Below are 21,248 nucleotides of genomic sequence, written 5' to 3'. Positions count from 1 at the left end.
CAAGCCAGATTATGGCTGGGGGGCGGCTTTTTGCTGTGCGGAGAAGGACTGATATAAAAATCCGCAAAAAATGACCATTAACTCAAGCAAAATGACGAGCAAACGGTGTATTTTTCCAGTACAATCGGATGTAGGCGGGAATAATACATTTTTTCGGGGGAAATTCTTTAGTCTGCGCATAGGAAAGTTCAATTAGGGCTTGTACAATAACACTAGCGATTGTAAACGCTTGCTTTCATTCCAGAGGAGGGTATGATGCATTCTATGAATGTGCGGAATCCCGTAATTGCCGGGTATTATCCGGACCCCAGTGTGGTCCGTGTGAATGAAGATTTCTATCTGATTAACAGTACCTTTGAATATTTTCCGGGTGTGCCTATCTTCCATAGCAGGGACCTGATCGACTGGACCCCGATAGGGCATGTCCTTACCCGCCAGTCCCAGCTGGATCTGCGGACTACGAAGAGCTCGTCCGGCATCTATGCCGCCACGATCCGGTATCACGCCGGGCGTTTCTACATGATTACTACTGATGTGCGGGGCATCGGCAATTTCTACGTGACTGCGGATAAGCCCGAGGGTCCCTGGTCTGATCCGATTCTGCTGCCGCACGGGGGCATTGATCCTTCCCTGTTCTTCGATGATGACGGGCGTGCCTATGTCACGGTGCAGAACGGTGCAGGCTATGAATCGCATATTATCCAGTATGAGATTGATCCATTGTCCGGCGAAGTGCTGTCGGAGCCGGTTAATATCTGGAGCGGCGATGACGGCCCTTGGGTCGAAGGCCCGCATCTGTACAAGATCAAGGGCGTCTACTACCTGATGACCGCCTCCGGCGGCACGGCGGGCGATCACCGGGAGATTATTGCCCGCAGCAGCAGCCCTTACGGCCCGTTCGAGGACAAGCCTGAGCCGATCCTGACCCACCGGGGACTGAAGGAGCATCCGGTACAATGCCTTGGACATGCCGATCTGGTGGAGGATACGTCTGGCCAGTGGTGGGCGGTCTTCCTGGGTATGCGTCCCGTGGAAGGCCGGTATTCCCCGCTGGGCCGGGAGACCTTCCTGGCTCCTGTCACCTGGACGGAGGACGGCTGGCCGATGATTGACAATAATGAAGGCACCGTTATTGCTGAGGGCGAGTCCAGCCTGGATGACCAGGTGCTGCACTTTACGCCGGAGGACGGCTTCGGGCCGGAGTGGGCCTTCCTCCGCGCCTATGAAGCGGAGCGTTATTCCTGGACTGAGCGCGCAGGAAGCCTCACCGTGCGCGGGAACAGCTACACGCTGGACGATGAGGCGCCCGCCGTGTTCGCATGCCTCCGCCAGCAGCATCACCGGATGGAGCTGGGCGTCAGCCTTGACTTCACGCCAGTGACCGAAGGCGAGCATGCCGGACTGGCTGCGCGGCTGAACAACCGTGGATATCTTTGCTGGGGACTTACTTGCCGCAGCGGCCGCCGGGTGATGGAACTTGTAGTGAAGAACGGTGAGGAGCGGCAGGTTCACCAGTATGAGGTAAGCGGTCAAGGTCCCGTTCAGCTTCGCCTCCGTTGCGACGGCAGTTCCTACCTCTGCTCCTATTCGGCAGATGGCGTGTCTTGGAATGAAGTCCCGGAGACGGTTCATGTGTCGGTCCTGTCCCCGGAGGTCAACGGCGGCTTCACCGGTGTCTGCCTCGGCGTACATGCCTCGGGCAACGGTACAGAGGATACCAGCCCTGCTTACTATGAAGGATTCTATTATTCCAATATCAAAGGAGATGCCTTATGAATCAGCAACAACCCCCTAAGCCTAACCAACCGATCGTAACTCACATCTATACAGCGGACCCGTCCGCCCATGTCTATGAAGGCAAAATCTATATCTATCCTTCCCACGATCTAGATCATGATGAGCCTAGCAATGACAACGGCGACCAGTATAAAATGGAAGATTACCATGTTCTCTCGATGGACAGCATCGATTCCCCGGTGGTCGATCACGGCGAAGCGCTGCATGTGAGAGATATTCCATGGGCTTCCAAGCAGCTCTGGGCTCCAGATGCAGCTTATAAGAATAACACCTACTATCTGTTCTTCCCGGCCCGCGATCATGACGGAATCTTCCGCCTGGGTGTGGCAACGTCGGAGTCTCCGGCAGGCCCGTTCACCCCGCAGCCGAATTATATGGAAGGCAGCTTCAGTATTGACCCGGCCGTACTAGTGGATGAAGACAACCAGGCGTATATCTATTTCGGCGGACTTTGGGGCGGCCAGCTGGAGAAATGGCAGACTGGCAGCTTCGTAGCGGATGCAGAAGGACCGGCACTTGATCAGCCTGCACTTGGACCGCAAGTTGCGCTGCTTAGCGACGACATGCTATCCTTCCAGGGTAAGCCAGCCGAGATCTCCATTGTGGATGAAGAGGGGAATCCGATCCTCGCTGGAGATGAAGAACGCAGATATTTTGAAGGCCCGTGGATGCATAAATATAACGGAAATTACTACCTGTCCTACTCTACAGGAACCACGCATAAGCTCGTGTATGCGGTCGGCAAGAACCCGATGGGACCGTTCACGTTCAAGGGCGAGATCCTCTCACCCGTTATCGGCTGGACAACTCATCACTCCATTGTGCAAGTGGAAGACAAATGGTATCTGTTCTATCACGACAGCTCTTTGTCGGAAGGCGTCAACCACAAGCGCTGCGTGAAGTACACCGAACTGAAGTACAACGCCGACGGCACGATCCAGAGTATTAATCCTTATCCGGACGCGGAGTAAGCTGGCGGATAGATTGGCAAAGTAAATAGTGTTACAAGAATAGGCGTGAATAAGGAACATAGGTTGAAACATGAGGCAGCTCTTAACGGGGCTGCCTTTTGGCGTGGCAAGGGTGCGTGGACCGGATGTAATTGGAAACCGATCACAATTGGACTGGGGGCGCCGTGTAGGCCAAATATAATCGAAAAACCGATCACAATTGGACTGGGAACGCTGCGTCGGCCAGTTGGAAAGTAGCAGATTGAGCAGACAGCAGGGGAAGAGGCACAGAATGTCCGCCATCTGAGTAACTGTCCAGCATAGCCTGCCGCCACCAGAATGAGCATCCCATCGAATAAGCACGCAGAAACAAATCCGCATCACCGTCCCGGGTCTATCTCACAGCACTTTTCTTTAATTTGACCAGCGAATCTTTAATTTCGCTTCTATCAGTCCCCGCAGGTGCTGCTATATAGTAACCTTGATCACTATCATCCAGTAGGAAGATTCATCCAGTTATTATGAATGCGTTCTCATCAATCTGAAGAATGAGGAGAGTGAACAATGGTAGCTACATCCCGGACACACAGAATTCGTAAGCTGACTTCAGCGGTATTAGGTACAGCGCTGCTGGTGACCCTGCTGCCGCAGACAGCCATGGCTGGAGATACCTGGCCGTTCAAAGGGGAAAGCGCACACGGTGCGAATCAGCCCAGCGTACATGGCTATACCAGCCAGCACATTGCGGACTGGAGTCCGCAGAGAGATCAGGACGCGGCACTGCTGCGCTCCCGGGTTCCCTTGCAGCAGCGGATTGCACCTTTCCAGCAGACTCAGGCCAATCCGGCGCTGAATCCGGCGGTGCAGATGATGAATGTTGCGGGCGATTACGGCAATTCTTTTATTGAGAATGCCCCGTACACTAACAAGTTCGCCCAATACCACTTCAACTTCTGGCAGTACATTGACTATTACTCCTACTGGCATGGAACGGCGACAGCTTATACACCGCCGGAATATTACGACGATCTGGCCCAGTCTGACTGGCAGCAGAAATGGTTCGAGTTCGGCATGCTGAATATTCCCAATCCGACCTATACCGATGCCGCTCACAAGAATGGGGTTATGTCACTGGCCGGGGTGTTCTTCTCGAACAATGACCGGGGGCAGCAGACCTATAAGCAGATGATCGTGAAGGATGCAACCGGAAAGTTCCCGGTAGCTGAGAAAATGATTGAAATGGCCGAATACTTCGGGTATGACGGGTACTTCCTGAATCAGGAGGAGCAGAATCCGAATGTGGCGACAGCGGATATTCCTGATTATATTGCTTTTATGAAAGCGCTACAGGATGGCGGGCTGTATGTGCAGTGGTATGATTCTCTGAATACCGCAACAGGAGCCAATGTCTTTGCCAGAACCTTCAATAACAATAATATCTCCATGCTCTACGATAAAGCGGCCCACAAGCCGGTCTCGAATTCGTTTTTCTTCGATTACGGCATGGGCAGCTCGCAGATTACCTCAGCAGCGAATTACTTGAATAGCTTTAACGCAGCGGAGGGGACGAGCTACAATCTCTTTGAGACCGGCTTCGCCGGCCTTGAAGCCGGGCGCGACCGCTTCAAAAGCGTGCAGGGCTCAGCGCTGAGCAGCAAGCTTTCCGGGGGAATTCCACGGACCAGCCTGGCGACACTGGGCGCGGATTTTGTCCATGCTGGTCTGGATGAGGATATGAATCAGTCCTGGCCGGTCTCGAAGCGCACGGATAACAGCTACCAATGGATGACGAACCTGCGCGAGCAGCTATGGTGGTCAGGGCCGCAGGTGAATCCGAAGAACACAGCGGTATCCTCCTCCAATACGGCAGCTGACGTATATGCTGATACCCGCTACTGGCCGGGGATCGCTTCGGTCATTGCTGAGCGCTCGGTGGTGAAGGATTCTAACTTCTATACCAGCTTCAATACCGGCCACGGCCTCTCCTATTACAAGGATGGAGCGGTATCCAGTGCAGTGGAGTGGTCCAATATGAGCCTTCAGGATGTTCCGGTCACCTGGCAATGGTGGCAGGACACCACAGGCAACCGCCTGAAGGTGGACTTCGATTATGGCCCGGGTTATGACCAGACCGCCAATTCGCGCATGAACTACCAGCAGCTTGGCGGTTACAACGGCGGCAGCTCGCTGGCAGTGAGCGGGAATCTGAACAGCGAGAACTTCCTGCGTCTCTACAAGAGCGATCTTGCCGTTAAGGCTGGTTCCAAGCTGTCCATCGTATACAATAAGCCGTCTGCCGATGATGGCTCTGTCCTGAGTGCGGGCCTCATCTTCCGTGACCAGCCTTCCCAGGTTGTGAAGATTCCTGTTGCGAATAGCGGGAAGCATACCACGGGCTGGACCACAGCCGAGCTTAATTTGGGCGCTTATGCCGGACGGGAGATCGCGGCTTTCGGGTTGGTGTTCGCCCCTGGAGCGACACAAGCAGTCAAATACCAGATGAACATCGGCCAGCTGCGGATTCATGACGGCTCGGCGGTAAGACCATCGGCTCCTGCCGGTCTCTCCATTGTCCAGGCGCTGCCGGGCACGGATGAGATGATCGTGAAGTGGAGCATGGACACCGATTACTCCAAGGTAAAGCAATATAATGTCTACGTGAACGATATCTATATGGGCGGAAAATATGATGAGACCTTCTATATTAAGAAGCTTCCGGCCAAATCCGGCGTGCTGAAGGTGGCGGCAGTAGGTGCAGACGGGCTGGAGGGCGATGCGGCAACGCTGTCCTTCGACCTGAATGCGGCGGTATCCAAGGTGACTGCCGAATCCGCTGCGAATGGAGACTTCCTGGTGAAGTGGACGAATCCCGCCGCCGCTCAGGGCAGCATCAAGGTTACGGTCAAGTCGGTGAACTGGACGACCACGCCGCAGCCGGTATCCAGGGAAATGACCGTGCCGCAGGGGGCGGCCTCAGCGCTGTTCCAGAATATGCCCGTTAACGGAGATGAGTATACGGTTACCGTTCAAGCCGGAAATACCGATAAAATAACCTATAACGGAACGTTCACCGACAAGGTGTCCGAGCCTTATGCAGAGAACTGGTCCTGGAACGGCAATACGCTGAACCTGCCGATGCCAAGCTCCCGGGACTGGCGGTATATGTACATTAATGAAGACGGCCAGAACCGGTCGTTCCCGGTCACCTATCTGTCCGGTGCTGCGGGCATGAAGCCGATGATTATCCGCGGCCGCACAACCAAAGCTGCGCTAAGCTTCACCTCTACCGCAGCAGTAGTTACCGTGGTCATGGAAGATTACAGCGGCAACAAGTCGCAGCCTGTATACCTTAAAGGCCAACCAACGCCGTAAGGCGCGGGTAGGGAATAAGTACCGCCCATTCTGCACAACATACACAAAGCGCTCACCCTCTGGCAAAATTAGCAGGGGGGAGCGCTTCTTGTGTATCCCGGCTAGCCGTGCCTGCAAGGCTAGCAACTATGTTAGGAGGTGAATGATGCGAAGCCTTTCGCTGTACCGCAAGTATTTTAAAGACAATATGTTCCTGCGCTTCACGCTGATCGTGTCCTGTATCTTCATAGCCACCATTATCGCCTTCTCCATTCTGGTGCTGATGCTAATCTCGGATTCGGCAGTGCAGCGCCAGATGGATATCCAGCGCAAGAGCATGGAGAGCGTCAGCAATTATGTGGAGAACAAATATCAATCTGTTCAGGACATGCTCCGTGATGTGTACAGGGACGCGAGTCTGGCCAGTAATACGACCTTCCTGCTGGAGAATCCCTTAAGGGATTATATCGAGCACCGGCTGGACCGCTTTCTGCTGGGGGAACAGTCCACCTCGAACGCCATCCAGTATTTCCAGAACAAGATTGACGATGATCCCGATATCCGCGGCCTGATCCTGTACAGCGCCAACCAGCAGGTGATGTATTATTACGACAACCGCCGGCAGTTCGAGCGGATCTCGACCAATGCGGCGCATTCTTTTGTGCCCGATTCGATGGTGCTGGGTGAGGAGAGTGTCGTCTCTGTTCCGAATATCTGGGTGCTGAAAAGTATAGGGATGCCGGCAGCCCCGCTGTTCTCGGTAAAGCTGCCGATCAATAATAAGTCCTCGCTGCTCAATATCGGTCAGCTGCTGGTCTACTTCGATTCTGAGGCCATCTGGCAGGCCATGAATAATTATAAGCAGGACTTCAAAGGCGACCTCCTCGTACTCTCGGCCCAGAATGAAGTCATCTTCGATTCCTCAGGGAAGGGATACGGCCGGAAGCAGCCGAAGCTGCAGGGAATGAACGCTGGCGAGGAGGTTACCGTGGATGGAATGGTTGTCACCAGCCAGACGCAGAGTCAGGCGGGGTATACGGTGGTCAGCCTGATCTCGAAGAAGGAGCTGGCCGAGACTTACAGCAGTGCGCGGAGCACCATTGTGTCCATCGCCCTCGTCTGTATTCTATTTGCCGTGCTGCTGCCGGCGATGTTCATTTCTAATTTTGCCAAACGGACCCACCGCATTATCCGCTTCACCCGCAAAGTCAAGAACGGGGATCTGAACACCCGGATTGTGGACGGCAAGGAAGATGAGTTAGGCCAGATTGCCAAGAGCTTCAACAGCATGCTGGATGAACTGAACCAATATATCGACCAGGTCTATAAGGCGGAAATCAAACAGAAGCATACGGAGATCGCCACGCTGGAGGCCAGGGTGAATCCGCATTTTCTGTATAATACATTAGAGGTTATCCGGATGCGGGCGATTTCGAGCGGGGCGAAGGATGTGGGGGAAATGATCTACAGCCTGTCCATGCTGTTCAAGTCGTACGTCCGTCCGAAGCTGAAATATACGTTCAAGGATGAGCTGGAGGCCTGCCGCCTGTATCTGGAATTATTCCGTATCCGGTACAAGGACAGGTTCGCGTATACCATCGAATGCAGCCCGGAGCTGGAAGAGCTCCCTGTACTCAAAATGTCGCTGCAGCCGGTCATCGAGAACTATGTTCTGCACGGCATGCGGACAGGGCAGACTGATAATGTGATCCGTATTGTGATCACAGCGGAGCTGGAGAATATCCGGGTCAAGGTTACGGATAACGGCAAGGGGATTGCGGAAGAGCGGCTGGCCCGGCTCCGCGAGGTGCTGGAGGATCACGGCGAATTGTCCGGGTCCGAGTCGTTCGGGCTGCGCAGTATTCATGAGCGGCTGAGACTGATGTACGGGAAGCTCTACGGCGTAGAGCTGGAGAGTGAGGAGGGGACTGGAACAGTGGTTACGATTACTTTTCCATACCCGCTGAAGGAGGAGAGCGCAGATGTATAAGGTGTTTATTGTGGATGATGAGCCGTTCATTCTGAGCGGTCTGCAGGATATACTCAATTGGGAGGAGCTGGGCCTCACAATTGCGGGGCAGGCGGAGAACGGGCAGGAAGCGCTGGAGCAGCTGCGGGAGATTCCCGCCGATATTCTGATTACCGATATCTCCATGCCGGTGATGACCGGTCTTGAGCTGATCCGTGCCGTCCGGGAATTCCGCCCGGATCTGAAGGTGGTGGTGCTGAGCGGCTTCGATGAATTCATGTATGTGAAGGAAGGCCTGTCGCTCGGGATCGAGAACTATCTGCTGAAGCCGATTAATCTGGAGGAGTTCCAGCAGACGCTGGAGACGATTGTGGAGAAGCTGAACGTCTCCAGGCTGGATATGCAGTGGTGGGAATATACGAATTCTGTGCTGAAGGATAATGTGCTGCTGCGCTGGCTGCGGGGGCAGATTGATCCGCAGGAGCGCTCCGAACGGCTGAATCTGATCGGCCTGCCGCTCACCAGCCGTTATGTACAGGTTGCCCTGCTGCAGGTAGAGCCGGCAACGGATGCCTTCAGGAAGAGGGTGTCCGATCTGGCCGGGGCAGAGGCTTCGTTCTTCATGTTCTGGGATTCGGATAATGATCTGGTGCTGATACATAACTATGAAGAAGCCTCTGCCGGTGCGGCGGAGATGGCGTTCATGCTGGAGGAGATTAACGGCTTATGCACCAGCAGTGAGAAGCTGCGCTCGGCAGTGGGCTCGCCTGTGTACGGGGTGGACGCCGCTCCCGCAAGCTACGAACAGGCGAAGCAGGCACAGGAGTTCCTGGAGATTCACCCGGAGCGCAGCAGTATCTATTATGAGCAGCTGAGGGACCGGAAGGAGGATCTGCAATCGGTCCTGCCCGAAGACTGGAGCGATTACGCCAAGCTCATTATGTCTAAGAATGTGGCGGGGCTGTCGGAGCAACTGGATCTATATTTTGCAGCCCCAAGTATGGACGGGTTAACGCCAGCGATGCTGGAGGAGATCTCGCTGGAATGGATTCTTTTCTTCCGGGTGCTGATCAAGGATATCCGCAGTGAAACGGAGCGGGAATGTATTGCCGAGGCCTTGACGGCGATCCGCCGGGCGAACTCGCTGCCTGCACTGTCCGCTGCACTCCGGCAGACCTCAGAGAGTATCATCGAACTGCTGGACCGGGAGCTGAAGAGTCCGGTGGTGAACCAGGTGCTGAATTATATCGCGAAATCGTACAGTGAGGATCTGTCGCTGAAGAAGCTGGGCTTCATGTTCAACATTCATCCGGTGTATCTGGGACAGCTGTTCCATAAGATGACTGGCGAATCGTTTGCGGAGTATATGAACCGCTACCGGATCGATAAGGCCAAGGAGCAGCTCCGTTCGACGAACCTGAAGGTTCAGGAGATCGCCAGGAATGTGGGATACTGGGAAATGGGCTATTTCTACAAGCAATTCAAGAAATATGTCGGCATCTCGCCGACGGAATTCAAGGGGCTGCTGTGAGGCAGCCCTCTTGTGCGTTACAGGAAAGAAGAGTATTCACGTTGATAACGTATTCATTGATTTCTCGCCAGAACATTACAGCCCTTGTAAAAGATCAATAACCTGCCTTTGCAGGTAAGCTTATTTTCTTTATTTCATACCTGAAAAACTATAGTTTCTCTTCTATTTGAAACTGCTTTCATCTTATAAAGTTAAGGTATAGCTCAAGGAAAGCAGCAGCCGGAAAGATCCGGTAAGCCTGAAAGACCAGACAGCTAATTAAAAGGGGGTACGGCAAATGAGTAAGAAAAAGAAACACTTCTCCTTGTTGTTGACAACGCTTTTAACCGTTTCACTGGCGCTAACGGCGTGCGGGGGGAACAGTAAGAACAATGCAGGCGGGGAAGCAGCTTCAGGCGGCAACAAAGCCTCGGAGGCTACAGAGAAACCTGTGGAACTGATCTGGTACACGATCGGGCCACCGCAGAAAGATATGGACAAGGTGCTCACAGAAGTCAATAAATACACACTTGAGAAAATCAACGCAACACTGGATATCAAAATGCTCGACTTCGGCGACTATACGCAAAAAATGCAGGTTATGGCAGCTTCCGGTGAGCCGATGGATATCCTGTTCACCTCCTCCTGGGCCTTCGATTATGTGCAGAATGCACGTAAGGGTGCCTTCCTGCAGCTCGATGATCTGCTGAAGAATCAGGGCAAGGGCATTGTGGATACGATTGACCCGGCCTTCCTGGAAGGCTCCAAGGTAGACGGCCACAATTATGCGATTCCTGCGAACAAAGAGCTTCCGGCTCAAGAGGTCTTCCGCTTCAATAAAGAGCTGCTCGACAAATACAAGCTGGATCTGACCAGCGTGAAGACGATGGCGGATCTGGAGCCGCTGCTCAAAACGATCAAAGAAAACGAGCCTGGAGTCACTCCTTACGCGATGGTCAAGGACTTCATGCCAGTTATGCCTTTTGACTATGTGATTGAGAAGATGCCGATGGCTGTCTATATGGACACCAAGGACTACAAAGTGGTTAACATCCTGGAAACTCCAGACATCAAGGAAGCGCTTAAGACGGTCCGCAAATTCTATCAGGCGGGTTATATCTCCCCTGAAGTAGCGACTACCTCGTCGGTAGATGACTTGTACAAAGCCGGCAAATGGTTCACTGACCGTGCATCCACCCAGCCGATGGCTGACAATCTGTGGTCCGCAAGCTACGGGTATCCGGTCGTGTCCACACCAGCCAGCCAGCCTTACATCTACAACTGGTCCGTAATGGGCTCCATGCAGGCCATCTCCGCTAACTCCGCGTATCCTGAGAAAGCGATGGAGTTCCTGAACCTGCTGAACACAGATCCTAAGCTGCGCAACATGATTGACTCCGGGATCGAAGGCGTGCATTACGAGAAGATCAGCGACAACATGATCAAGAACCTCCCGGATGCGAAGAACTACGATATGCCTACCTTCTCCCTGGGTAACATCATGATCAACTATCTGAATGAAGGCGACCCTGAGAACAAATGGGAAGAATTCAAGAAATTCAATGATGCTGGTATCAACGCACCGCTGCTCGGCTTCAACTTCGATACGTCCAAGGTGACGAATGAAATCGCCGCTGTTCAGAACGTGAAGGAAGAATTCTGGGCACCGCTGATGACCGGATCTGTAGATTCGGAAGAGTACCTGACCAAGGCTAACGAGAAATTAAAGGCTGCCGGTCTGGATAAAATTATTGCCGAAGCTCAAACACAGATCGACGCCTGGAAAGCAGCGAATAATAAGTAGCATTCTATTAGAGGATCGGGCGGGTGATTAGACTTGGCCCGATCTTTTTTGTAAATATAAGAATTTTCCGGCATAGGAGGAACTAGAAGTATGGGGAAAATAGGAAAGTCCGCCAAAGATGTATTGAGAAACAAAGTGCTGCTGTTTATGGTTCTGCCGGGCACGCTGTGGTTTTTATTCTTCTCTTACCTGCCGATGGTGGGTACGGTTATTGCGTTTAAGGAGTACCGCTTCAGCCGGGATGGCTTCTGGGCCAGCATCATCAACAGCAAGTGGGTCGGCTGGGATAACTTCAAGTTTCTGTTCAGCACCAATGATGCCTATCTGATCACACGCAATACTCTTTTATATAACATAGCCTTCATCGGTCTGGGCCTGATCCTGTCGGTGCTGATGGCGGTGGTGCTGTCCGAGATTGCCAATAAGAAGCTGGCCAAGTTCTATCAGACAGGCATGTTCCTGCCGTATTTTCTGTCCTGGGTCGTTGTGGGATACTTCGCGTTCGCCTTCCTGAGCTCGGAGCGGGGCCTGCTTAACTCCATGTTCGGCAGCAATATCTCCTGGTACTCAGAATCGAAATACTGGCCGTTCATTATTATATTCGTATTCCTCTGGAAGGCCGTCGGCTATAACAGCGTGGTCTATCTCGCCGCCATTATGGGTATAGACAAATCCCTGTACGAAGCCGCGATGATCGACGGAGCCAGTAAGCTCCAGCAGATCCGCAGTATCACGTTGCCGATGCTGAAGCCGATCATTATCATTATGACGCTGCTTGCGATCGGGAAGATTTTCTATGCCGACTTCGGGCTGTTCTATCAGGTGCCGAGAGATTCGGGGACACTCTACAGCGTGACTAACGTCATCGATACGTATGTGTACCGTGGACTTAAGACTACCGGCGAGATCGGAATGAGTACGGCTGCGGGCTTATATCAATCAGTGGTCGGGTTCGTGCTGGTTCTTACCTCTAATTACATCGTGCGCAAATTCGATAAGGACAGTGCATTATTCTAGGGAAAATGAAGGAAAGTGAGGTCATCCAAATGTCTGCTAACGTTGCGAAATCGCGCGATTTCCATCGGCTGTCGCCGGTGCTGAGTACCATCTTCAACTGTATCGCCGGAGGCTTTGCCATCCTGTGTATCTTCCCGTTCCTGTTCGTTGTCCTCATCTCGTTCACGGACGAAGGGGCGCTGGCGCGGGACGGCTACCGGTTAATTCCGGCCAAATGGAGTCTGGAAGCCTACAAATATGTATTTAGCTCAGGGGACACGCTGCTCCGTTCGTACGGAGTGACCATTGCGGTAACCGTCATTGGTACGATTGTCAGCCTGCTTATTATTTCACTTTATGCCTATGCCATTTCACGTAAAAGCTTCAAATACCGCAATTTCTTCGCGTTTTTTTCCTTTTTCACCATGCTGTTTAACGGCGGTCTGGTTCCGACCTATATTGTGGTAACACAGATGCTGGGCCTGAAGGACAGCATTTGGGCGCTGGTGCTGCCGCTGGCGGTGAATGCTTTTTACATTATGATTCTGCGTACCTTCTATATTACCAGTGTGCCGGATGCGCTGATCGAGTCGGCCAAAATCGACGGCGCCGGAGAGTTCCGAACCTTCCTCGGAATTGTGCTGCCGCTGTCCTTACCGGGTCTCGCTACAATTGGCCTGTTCAGCACCCTGGGGTACTGGAATGACTGGTTCAACGCGCTGCTCTATATTGACAATCCGAACCTGGTGCCGCTGCAGTCGATGCTGATGCGGATCGAGACCAGTATGCAGTTCATTCTGCAGAACTCGCAGAACAGCTCGCTAAGTCTGGAAGCGCTCCGCTCCATGCCGCAGGATACCTCGCGTATGGCGATGGTGGTGCTGGCAACCGGACCGATTATCTTCGCATATCCGTTCTTCCAGCGTTACTTCATTCAGGGTCTTACTGTTGGGGCGGTTAAGGAGTAAGTTTCAAATCCAAATCTTAAATATCTTTTATATAGATCAAAGGAGAGAGGGTGGAGCCAGGATGTTATATAGAGACCATACACAGCCCGTCAAGGAGCGGACGAAACATCTGCTCGGGCTGATGACGCCGGAAGAGAAGGTCGGCCAGCTGGTGCAGCTCTTCGGGTGGCAGACCTATGATCATACAGATCGAAAGATAGAACTGACAGAAGACTTCAAACGCCAGATCCGCGAAGGCGGCGTCGGCGCATTATACGGAACCCTGCGGGCCGATCCCTGGACAGGAGTTACGCTGGAGAGCGGGCTGGATGCACGGGCGGGAGCGGAGGCCGTCAATGCGATTCAGCGTTATGTGCTGGAGCATTCCAGGCTTGGCATTCCACTCCTCATCGGCGAGGAATGCTCGCATGGTCATATGGCGATCGGGGCCACAGTATTCCCGGTTCCGCTGCTGATCGGCAGCACCTGGAATGTGGACCTCTACCGGGAGATGTCCCGGGCCGTCGCGCGGGAGACCCGGGCGCAGGGCGGAGCCGTAACTTATTCCCCTGTGCTGGATGTGGTGCGTGATCCGCGCTGGGGCCGGACCGAGGAATGCTTCGGCGAAGACCCGTATCTGATCGGCGAATATGCAGTAGCGTCTGTGGAAGGACTACAGGGCGACCGTCTTGACAGTAGCTCCAGTGTGGGGGCAACTCTCAAGCACTTCGTAGCCTATGGCAGCTCGGAGGGCGGCAGGAATGCCGGCCCGGCGCATATCGGCAAGCGGGAGCTGCTGGAGGTCGATATGTACCCGTTCCGCAAAGCAGTGGAAGCCGGGGCGGTCTCCATCATGCCGGCCTATAACGAGATTGACGGCGTGCCTTGTACCACGAACCGGGAGCTGCTGGAAGAGATTCTGCGCGGTGAATGGGGCTTTGGCGGCATGGTCATTACCGATTGCGGTGCGATTGATATGCTGGCCTCGGGGCATGATACGGCGGCTGGCGGCGAGGATGCAGCGGTGCAGGCGCTCTCGGCCGGGATTGATATGGAGATGTCCGGCGTCATGTTCGGCGGATATCTGCTTGCGGCGCTGCGCTCCGGGCGGCTGGATGAGAAGCTGGTGGACCAGGCAGCGGCACGCGTGCTGGAGCTGAAGTTCCGGCTGGGCCTGTTTGAACAGCCGTATGCCGATCCCGATGTGGCAGAGCAGGTGATTGGCAGCGCAGAGCATGCAGAGCTGGCGCGCAGTGTGGCGGCAGAGGGAATTGTACTGCTGAAGAATAACGGAGTGCTTCCGTTGTCTAAGGACAAGGGGACAGTTGCGGTTATCGGGCCAAATGCGGATATTGGCTACAATCAGCTTGGCGATTACACCTCTCCGCAGCCGCGTGACCGTGTGGTTACAGTGTTGGCCGGAATACGGGCCAAGCTTGCCGCGCAGCCGGAGCGGGTAGGTTATGCGCCGGGCTGCCGGATCAAGGACAGCTCCACAGAGGGCTTTGAGCTTGCACGTAAGGTAGCTGCCGAAGCAGATATCGTTGTACTGGCTCTGGGCGGGTCAAGCGCCCGTGATTTCGGCGAAGGCAGCATCGATCTGCGGACCGGAGCCTCGAAGGTGACGGAGAATGCGCTTAGCGATATGGACTGCGGCGAAGGCATCGACCGCATGTCGCTTCATCTGTCCGGCGTTCAGCTGGAGCTGATGAAGCAGCTGAAGGCGCTCGGCAAGCCGGTAGTCGTTGTGTATATCAACGGCCGTCCCATTGCCGAGCCGTGGATCGATGAACAGGCGGATGCCATTCTGGAAGCCTGGTATCCGGGTCAGGAAGGCGGCCACGCCATTGCCGACATCCTGTTCGGCGATGTCAATCCGTCCGGCAGGCTGACTCTCTCCCTCCCTGAGGATGTAGGACAACTGCCAGTGTATTACTTAGGCAAACGTTCCCGGGGAGTACGCTACCTGGAAGGGAATTCGCAGCCGCGTTATCCGTTCGGCTTTGGACTCAGCTACACCGAATTCAGCTATAGCGGACTACAGGTCGAGCCTGCGGTGATCGGGACTGACGGAACGGCTGAGGTTACAGTGGAAGTAGAGAATACAGGCTCCCGCAGCGGTGCGGAGGTCGTGCAGCTATATATTTCCGATCTGGTCAGCAAGGTGACTAGACCGGCCAAGGAACTCAAGGGCTTCCGCAAAATCGTACTGGAGCCGGGAGAGAAGCAGAAGGTGAGCTTCACACTGAATGCAGAGCATCTGAGCTATATCGGGACAGACTACAAGCTGGTGGTCGAGCCGGGAAGCTTCCGCATCGGTGTCGGCAGGAATGTGAATGACACGCTGAATATAGATCTTACGGTTACGGAGGACTAAAGATGGAGCAGATAAACATCGAACGGATTAACCGGTTCATTCGTGAATGCTCGCAGCAGCAGTGGCTGGAATACCGGGTGCTTGATGACTGGAAGGTCTTCTCCACCATCTACCGGCAGCCGGGACACTATGACGAAGCACAGCCTTATTCGGGCAGCGAGTCGTTCGGATTGTTTCCGAGCGTGCAAGGCACCACCTATTACTTCCGCACCACCCTGGATATCCCGGCGGACTGGACCGATAAGGATACCGGGCTGATCTTCCACTCCGGCGGCGAAGGGCTGCTGCGTGTGAACGGAGCCTCCCAGCAGGGGATTGACCGCAATCATACCTATGCTTCCCTGAATCCGGAGACGGGCGGCAGACACCCGGAGATTGAGATTGAGCTCTATGATCCGATCCCTGAGCCGGATGACCCATTGAATAAACAAGCGGTCATTCAGCCGCCGGTCCGGTCGATTACCGCAGCGCTGGTCAGAGTGAACCTGCCTGTACAATCGCTGATGTACACAGTTACCGTCGTCCGGGATTCGATGCTGCTATTGCCGGAGCAGGACTTCCGGCGCGTTCGCATGCTGGAGGCCCTGCATCAGGCGATGGATGCTTATGTGAATTTGGGGACTGACGTTTCGCAGGCTGGCAAGGGGATAGAGGCAATCGAGCAGGAACTGGTGGCAAAAGTGAAGACCATCGGCGGCAACAGCGAGGGCTTCATTCATATGATCGGGCAGTCGCATATCGACATCGCCTGGTTATGGCCTGCCCGGGAGACGGTGCGCAAGACCAGCCGGACCTTCTCGAGCGTACATGCGCTGATGGAGGAGTACCCGGAATACCGCTATGCCCAGAGCCAGCCGCAGCTGTTCGCTTATCTGAAGGACAATGATCCTGAGCTGTACGCGAAGGTGAAGGCACGGATTCAGGAAGGCCGCTGGGAGCTGGTCGGGGGCATGTGGGTCGAGCCGGATCTGAATATCCCGAGCGGGGAATCGCTGATGCGGCAGATGCTGTACGGACAGCGCTTCTACCAGGAGGAGTTCGGCCAGCAGTCCGAGATTGAATGGCTGCCGGACACCTTCGGTTATTGCGCCTCCCTGCCGCAGATTCTGAAGCACGGCAAGGTCCGTTACTTCATGACCACGAAGCTTGGATGGAATGACACGAACCTGTTCCCGTATGATCTGTTCCATTGGGTCGGAATCGACGGGACAGCGCTATTATCCTATATGAACCATGGCGTGAATGAGAATACGCTGCCGAAGGATATCCATGAGCACTGGCAGTCCTACCGCCAAAAAGCCATTCACAGCGAGCAAATGCTGCTCTACGGGCACGGCGACGGCGGTGGCGGCGTGACGCGGGAGATGCTGGAATACCTGTCGCGTTCAGAGCTGATGGTAGGTCAACCTGCCTCTAGCTACAGCACGGCGGCAGATTTCTTCGCAGGCATCGAGCAGGCTGCACCTGAGCTGCCGGTCTGGCAGGGCGATCTATACCTTGAGCTGCACCGGGGGACCTATACGACCCATGCACGGAACAAGCGCAATAACCGCAAGGCCGAGATTCTGTACCGGGAAGCTGAGCTATGGCAGACGCTGGCTGGACACGGGCTGACACCGCAGCGGAGGGAAGAGGTAGGGGAAGCCCTGCATGAAGGCTGGAAGATGATTTTGCTGAACCAGTTCCATGATATTATCCCCGGCTCGTCGATTCCTGAGGTCTATGAGACTTCGGACAAGGAATACAAGAATATCTTCATCCTTGGGGAGAGCTGCCTGAAGTCCGTCATGGAGGCTGCCGTATCGGCTATTGATACCCGTGGAGAGGGACAGCCTTATGTCATCCTGAACGGTCTGGGCTGGACCCGGGATATGGTAACCGAGCTTGCGGTTGGCTCTGAAGTGGTGCCTGCTACTGTCGCCGTCTATGACGGAAACGGAACACGGCTTCCGGCAGAGCTGACTACAGAAGGCAAGCAAACGGTGCTGCGTGTGCGGGTGCCGGAGGTTCCGGCATTCGGGTATGCAACCGTGTGGCTGCGGGAAGAGGCGCAGGGGGCAGACGCATCGGATGCAGGCAATAACTCAATCTCTGCGGCGAACTCCGATACGTTCGAAGATCGTTGGGAGACCGGTTACTACCAGCTCCAGTTCAACGAGCTGGGCGAAATTATCAGCCTGTATGACAAGGAAGCCGGGCGTGAGATTGTGAAGTCCGGGGAAGCGCTGAACCGGCTGCATTTCTTCCATGACCGTCCGATTCTCTGGGATGCCTGGGATATCGACAGCCGTTATGAGGAGCAACCTGCCGGAGCAGCGGTACTGCTGGAGAAGCGGCTGCTGTCCACAGGTCCTGTCTGCGATGTATTGTTCTTCCGCTGGAGTCTAGGCCAATCGGAAATCCAGCAGGAGCTGATCCTGTACCACACCGACAAGCGGATTGACTTCAAGACGAAGGTCGAGTGGCACGAAGCCCACAAGCTGCTGAAGGTTGGCTTCCCGATTGATGTAGTGACCAGCAAGGCTACGTATGAGATTCCGTTCGGCGCACTGGAGCGGACTACGCACCGTAACACCAGCTGGGAGCAGGCGCAGTATGAGGTCTGCGGGCACCGCTATGCCGATGTGTCGGAGCATGATTACGGTGTCAGCCTGCTGAACGACTGCAAATACGGCTATGACACGCAGGGTAGCACCATCCGTTTGTCCCTGCTGCGCGCACCGCGCTGGCCGGATCATTCGGCCGATCAGGGAGAGCATGAATTCACCTATTCGCTCTACCCGCATACCGGAGACTGGCGTTCGGCGCATACCCAGCGCAAGGCCGCTGAGTTGAATCATGCTTCCTACGCGGTAGCCTGCGAGGCGAGTGCGGGACAGCATCCGTCCACCGGCTCCTTCCTTCCCTATGAAGGGAAGCAGGTGGTGCTGGATACCGTCAAGCTGGCGGAAGATGGTAAGGGCAGTATCCTGCGGCTGTATGAATCAGCCGGGGGACGCGAGACCGTTCGGATCAGCTGGCCGCTGCCGCACTCCGCTATCTATCTGTCCAATGCACTGGAGGAAGAGACAGAGTTGCTGCCGGATGAAGACGGCGTGCTGACGCTAGACTTCCATCCATTCGAGATTAAGACGATTAAGATTATTCATCCTACTATAGATTAAGCGAGAAGGAGACTACTACCTTGGAACAATTCAGACTTCCCCGCATTGAGATGCCGGAGCTTACGCTGCCGTCATCCATTCAGGCCGTGCTGGCCGATGCCGAAGCGAAGCTGGCCCACCGGCCTAAGCTGCAGCGCCTGTTCCGCAACTGCTTCCCGAATACACTGGAGACCACTACCAAGCTGCTTGATGACGGAACCACCTTTGTCATTACGGGGGACATCCCCGCCTGCTGGCTGCGCGATTCGGTGGAGCAGGTCATTCATTATGTGCCTTTTGCCGCGGAAGATGCTGACCTGCAGCGGATTATCGGCGGGCTGATCAAGCGCCATACCGAGTATGTGCTGATTGATCCTTACGCCAACGCGTTCAATGAGTCGGCCAATGACTGGCACTGGAATGCCGCCGATGTGACGGAGATGTCGCCCTGGGTGTGGGAGCGCAAATTCGAGATCGACTCGCTGTGCTTCGTAATCCGCCTGGCCCATGCTTATTGGGAAGAGACGAAGCAGACTGATTTCTTCACCGCCGATTTCAAAAAAATGCTGCGCGTCATCACCGACCTGTTCAAGCGCGAGCAGCATCATACCGAAGAGTCCCCGTACCGTTTCACGCGGAATAACGGGATTATAGAGGATTCCATCCGTAACGGCGGCCTTGGGATGCCTGTGAATTACACCGGCATGATCTGGTCCGGCTTCCGCTCCAGCGATGACGCCTGCGATTTCCACTACAACATTCCGGGGAACATGTTCGCTGTGGTGGCGCTGCGGCAGATGCAGGATTTTGCCGAATGGGTCTTCCGGGATCTGGATTTCCTCGCCGAATTGAAGGAATTGGAGCTGGAGGTCGATCACGGCATCAAGCTGTACGGCACCTACCGCCATCCGGAATTCGGACCGATCTACGCGTACGAGACAGACGGTTATGGCAATTACAGCCTGATGGATGATGCCGGAACGCCGGGCCTGATGTCCATTCCGTACCTGGGTTATTTGAACAATGACGATCCGGTCTACCAGAATACGAGACGCTTCGCGCTGGGCAAGGAGAATCCGTTCTACTTCGAGGGCAAGGCCGCCAAGGGAATCGGCAGTCCTCATACCCCTGCGGGCTACATCTGGCATATGGCACTGTCGATGCAGGGCATTACTGCAAACAGCAAGGAAGAGCGGCTGGCGGTCATCGCCATGCTGGAAGCAACCGATGCCGATACCGGCTATATGCATGAGGGCTTCCACGCTGACGATCCGTCCGTGTTCACCCGCAAGTGGTTCGCCTGGTCGAACAGCTTGTTCTCGCAGTTGATCCTGCGGGCGCTGAAGGAAGGCATTCTCTAACACAAACATACTTTTACACAGATAAAGGAGACCAGATCATGAGTACAATTATTGGAGAAGCACTACCGAACATCCCTTGGCAGGAGAAGCCTGAGGGCACGAATTCCCCAGTATGGAGATATTCCGCCAACCCGATCATTCCGCGCAACGCCATTCCGAACTCGAACAGTGTGTTCAACTCGGCAGTCATTCCGTTTGAAGGCGGCTTCGCAGGGGTGTTCCGCTGTGACTCGCGGTCGGTCAGCATGGATATCTTCGCGGGTTTCAGTGAAGACGGCGTGAATTGGAAAATCAACCATGAGCCAATCGTATTCGAGGGTGATGAAGAGATCACCAAGCGCGAGTACCGCTATGATCCACGCGTCTGCAAGATTGACGACCGTTATTATGTGTCCTGGTGCAACGGGTATCACGGGCCGACGATTGGCCTGGCGTATACATTCGATTTCAAAACCTTCCACCAGCTGGAGAATGCCTTCCTGCCGTACAACCGCAACGGGGTGCTGCTTCCGCGCAAGATCGGCGGCAACTATGCGATGCTTAGCCGTCCTAGTGATACGGGGCATACGCCGTTTGGCGATATTTTTTACAGTGAGAGTCCTGACCTGACCTTCTGGGGTAAGCACCGCTATGTGATGGGTACGGTTGACGGTGATGCTTCCGCGTGGCAGTCCAAGAAGATTGGTCCTGGACCGATTCCGATTGAAACGGACAAGGGCTGGCTGCTGATCTATCACGGCGTTATCAACACCTGCAACGGGTTCGTCTACCGCATGGGGGTAGCGCTGCTGGATCTGGAACAGCCTTGGAAGGTAAAAGCGCGTTCGCGCAACTACATCCTCGGCCCGGAAGAGCTATATGAATGTGTGGGCGATGTGCCGAACGTGACGTTCCCTTGCGCGGCACTGACCGATGCTGCTACCGGACGGATTGCTATCTACTACGGCTGTGCGGATACGGTGACGGGTCTGGCGTTCACAACCGTGGATGAGCTGATCAGCTATATGGATGAATATCCGCTGGAGATTGAGGGGTAACCGGTT

The 21,248-nt window shown here is 54.6% G+C and carries 12 protein-coding genes; all 12 read left to right on the top strand.

The genetic code is table 11. From position 1 onward, the window contains the following. The first annotated feature begins 252 nt into the window (after window positions 1-252). The 12 genes from C162_RS26870 to C162_RS26815 all read left to right on the top strand — a co-directional run bounded on the left by C162_RS26870 (window position 253) and on the right by C162_RS26815 (window position 21,242). A complete protein-coding gene (locus C162_RS26870) occupies window positions 253-1,776 on the top strand; it encodes a glycoside hydrolase family 43 protein (RefSeq protein ID WP_036699557.1) in 1,524 nt (507 codons plus the stop codon). Next, complete coding sequence (locus C162_RS26865) at window positions 1,773-2,768, top strand: glycoside hydrolase family 43 protein (protein ID WP_036699555.1); 996 nt, start codon at window positions 1,773-1,775, stop codon at window positions 2,766-2,768. The genes C162_RS26870 and C162_RS26865 overlap by 4 nt, the downstream gene beginning before the upstream one ends. A 543-nt stretch (window positions 2,769-3,311) precedes the next feature. Beyond that, window positions 3,312-6,119 carry an endo-beta-N-acetylglucosaminidase gene (locus C162_RS26860; protein WP_036699553.1) on the top strand — a complete coding sequence of 936 codons (2,808 nt, stop codon included), beginning with the start codon at window positions 3,312-3,314 and terminating at the stop codon, window positions 6,117-6,119. A 142-nt stretch (window positions 6,120-6,261) separates the two neighbouring features. Beyond that, window positions 6,262-8,088, top strand: coding sequence for a sensor histidine kinase (locus C162_RS26855; RefSeq protein ID WP_327196396.1), 1,827 nt, complete (start codon window positions 6,262-6,264; stop codon window positions 8,086-8,088). After that, window positions 8,081-9,598, top strand: coding sequence for a response regulator transcription factor (locus tag C162_RS26850; protein ID WP_036699549.1), 1,518 nt, complete (start codon window positions 8,081-8,083; stop codon window positions 9,596-9,598). Before C162_RS26855 ends, C162_RS26850 begins: the two co-directional genes overlap by 8 nt. A 277-nt stretch (window positions 9,599-9,875) precedes the next feature. Next, on the top strand, window positions 9,876-11,381 hold the full coding sequence (locus C162_RS26845; protein WP_036699547.1) for an ABC transporter substrate-binding protein: 1,506 nt from the start codon (window positions 9,876-9,878) through the stop codon (window positions 11,379-11,381). Window positions 11,382-11,471: 90 nt separating this feature from the next. Then, entirely contained in the window at window positions 11,472-12,398 is a 927-nt protein-coding gene (locus tag C162_RS26840) for an ABC transporter permease (RefSeq protein ID WP_036699546.1), read from the top strand. Window positions 12,399-12,427: 29 nt separating this feature from the next. Then, entirely contained in the window at window positions 12,428-13,345 is a 918-nt protein-coding gene (locus tag C162_RS26835) for a carbohydrate ABC transporter permease (RefSeq protein WP_036699544.1), read from the top strand. Window positions 13,346-13,406: 61 nt separating this feature from the next. After that, window positions 13,407-15,701 (top strand): glycoside hydrolase family 3 N-terminal domain-containing protein, encoded by a 2,295-nt coding sequence (locus tag C162_RS26830; protein WP_036699542.1) that lies wholly within the window; start codon window positions 13,407-13,409, stop codon window positions 15,699-15,701. 17 nt (window positions 15,702-15,718) lie between these two features. Beyond that, window positions 15,719-18,865, top strand: a complete 3,147-nt coding sequence (locus C162_RS26825; RefSeq protein WP_036699671.1) for an alpha-mannosidase — start codon at window positions 15,719-15,721, stop codon at window positions 18,863-18,865. A gap of 20 nt (window positions 18,866-18,885) precedes the next feature. Continuing rightward, on the top strand, window positions 18,886-20,205 hold the full coding sequence (locus C162_RS26820; RefSeq protein WP_036699539.1) for a glycoside hydrolase family 125 protein: 1,320 nt from the start codon (window positions 18,886-18,888) through the stop codon (window positions 20,203-20,205). Window positions 20,206-20,243: 38 nt separating this feature from the next. Continuing rightward, window positions 20,244-21,242 (top strand): glycoside hydrolase family 130 protein, encoded by a 999-nt coding sequence (locus C162_RS26815; RefSeq protein WP_036699537.1) that lies wholly within the window; start codon window positions 20,244-20,246, stop codon window positions 21,240-21,242. Window positions 21,243-21,248 lie beyond the last annotated feature (6 nt).

Origin of the sequence: Paenibacillus sp. FSL R7-269 (assembly GCF_000517865.1) — a bacterium.
Lineage (GTDB): Bacteria > Bacillota > Bacilli > Paenibacillales > Paenibacillaceae > Paenibacillus_AQ.
The sequence above is the reverse complement of the archived record's forward strand: the minus strand, read 5'-3'. Positions and strand labels throughout refer to the sequence as shown.

What these genes read in the sequence shown, in the direction of transcription:
- C162_RS26860 (WP_036699553.1), top strand. Translation starts at nt 3,312, where the DNA reads ATGGTAGCTACATCCCGGACACACAGAATTCGTAAGCTGACTTCAGCG.
- C162_RS26845 (WP_036699547.1), top strand. Translation starts at nt 9,876, where the DNA reads ATGAGTAAGAAAAAGAAACACTTCTCCTTGTTGTTGACAACGCTTTTA.
- C162_RS26870 (WP_036699557.1), top strand. Translation starts at nt 253, where the DNA reads ATGATGCATTCTATGAATGTGCGGAATCCCGTAATTGCCGGGTATTAT.
- C162_RS26865 (WP_036699555.1), top strand. Translation starts at nt 1,773, where the DNA reads ATGAATCAGCAACAACCCCCTAAGCCTAACCAACCGATCGTAACTCAC.
- C162_RS26840 (WP_036699546.1), top strand. Translation starts at nt 11,472, where the DNA reads ATGGGGAAAATAGGAAAGTCCGCCAAAGATGTATTGAGAAACAAAGTG.
- C162_RS26855 (WP_327196396.1), top strand. Translation starts at nt 6,262, where the DNA reads ATGATGCGAAGCCTTTCGCTGTACCGCAAGTATTTTAAAGACAATATG.
- C162_RS26815 (WP_036699537.1), top strand. Translation starts at nt 20,244, where the DNA reads ATGAGTACAATTATTGGAGAAGCACTACCGAACATCCCTTGGCAGGAG.
- C162_RS26830 (WP_036699542.1), top strand. Translation starts at nt 13,407, where the DNA reads ATGTTATATAGAGACCATACACAGCCCGTCAAGGAGCGGACGAAACAT.
- C162_RS26850 (WP_036699549.1), top strand. Translation starts at nt 8,081, where the DNA reads ATGTATAAGGTGTTTATTGTGGATGATGAGCCGTTCATTCTGAGCGGT.
- C162_RS26835 (WP_036699544.1), top strand. Translation starts at nt 12,428, where the DNA reads ATGTCTGCTAACGTTGCGAAATCGCGCGATTTCCATCGGCTGTCGCCG.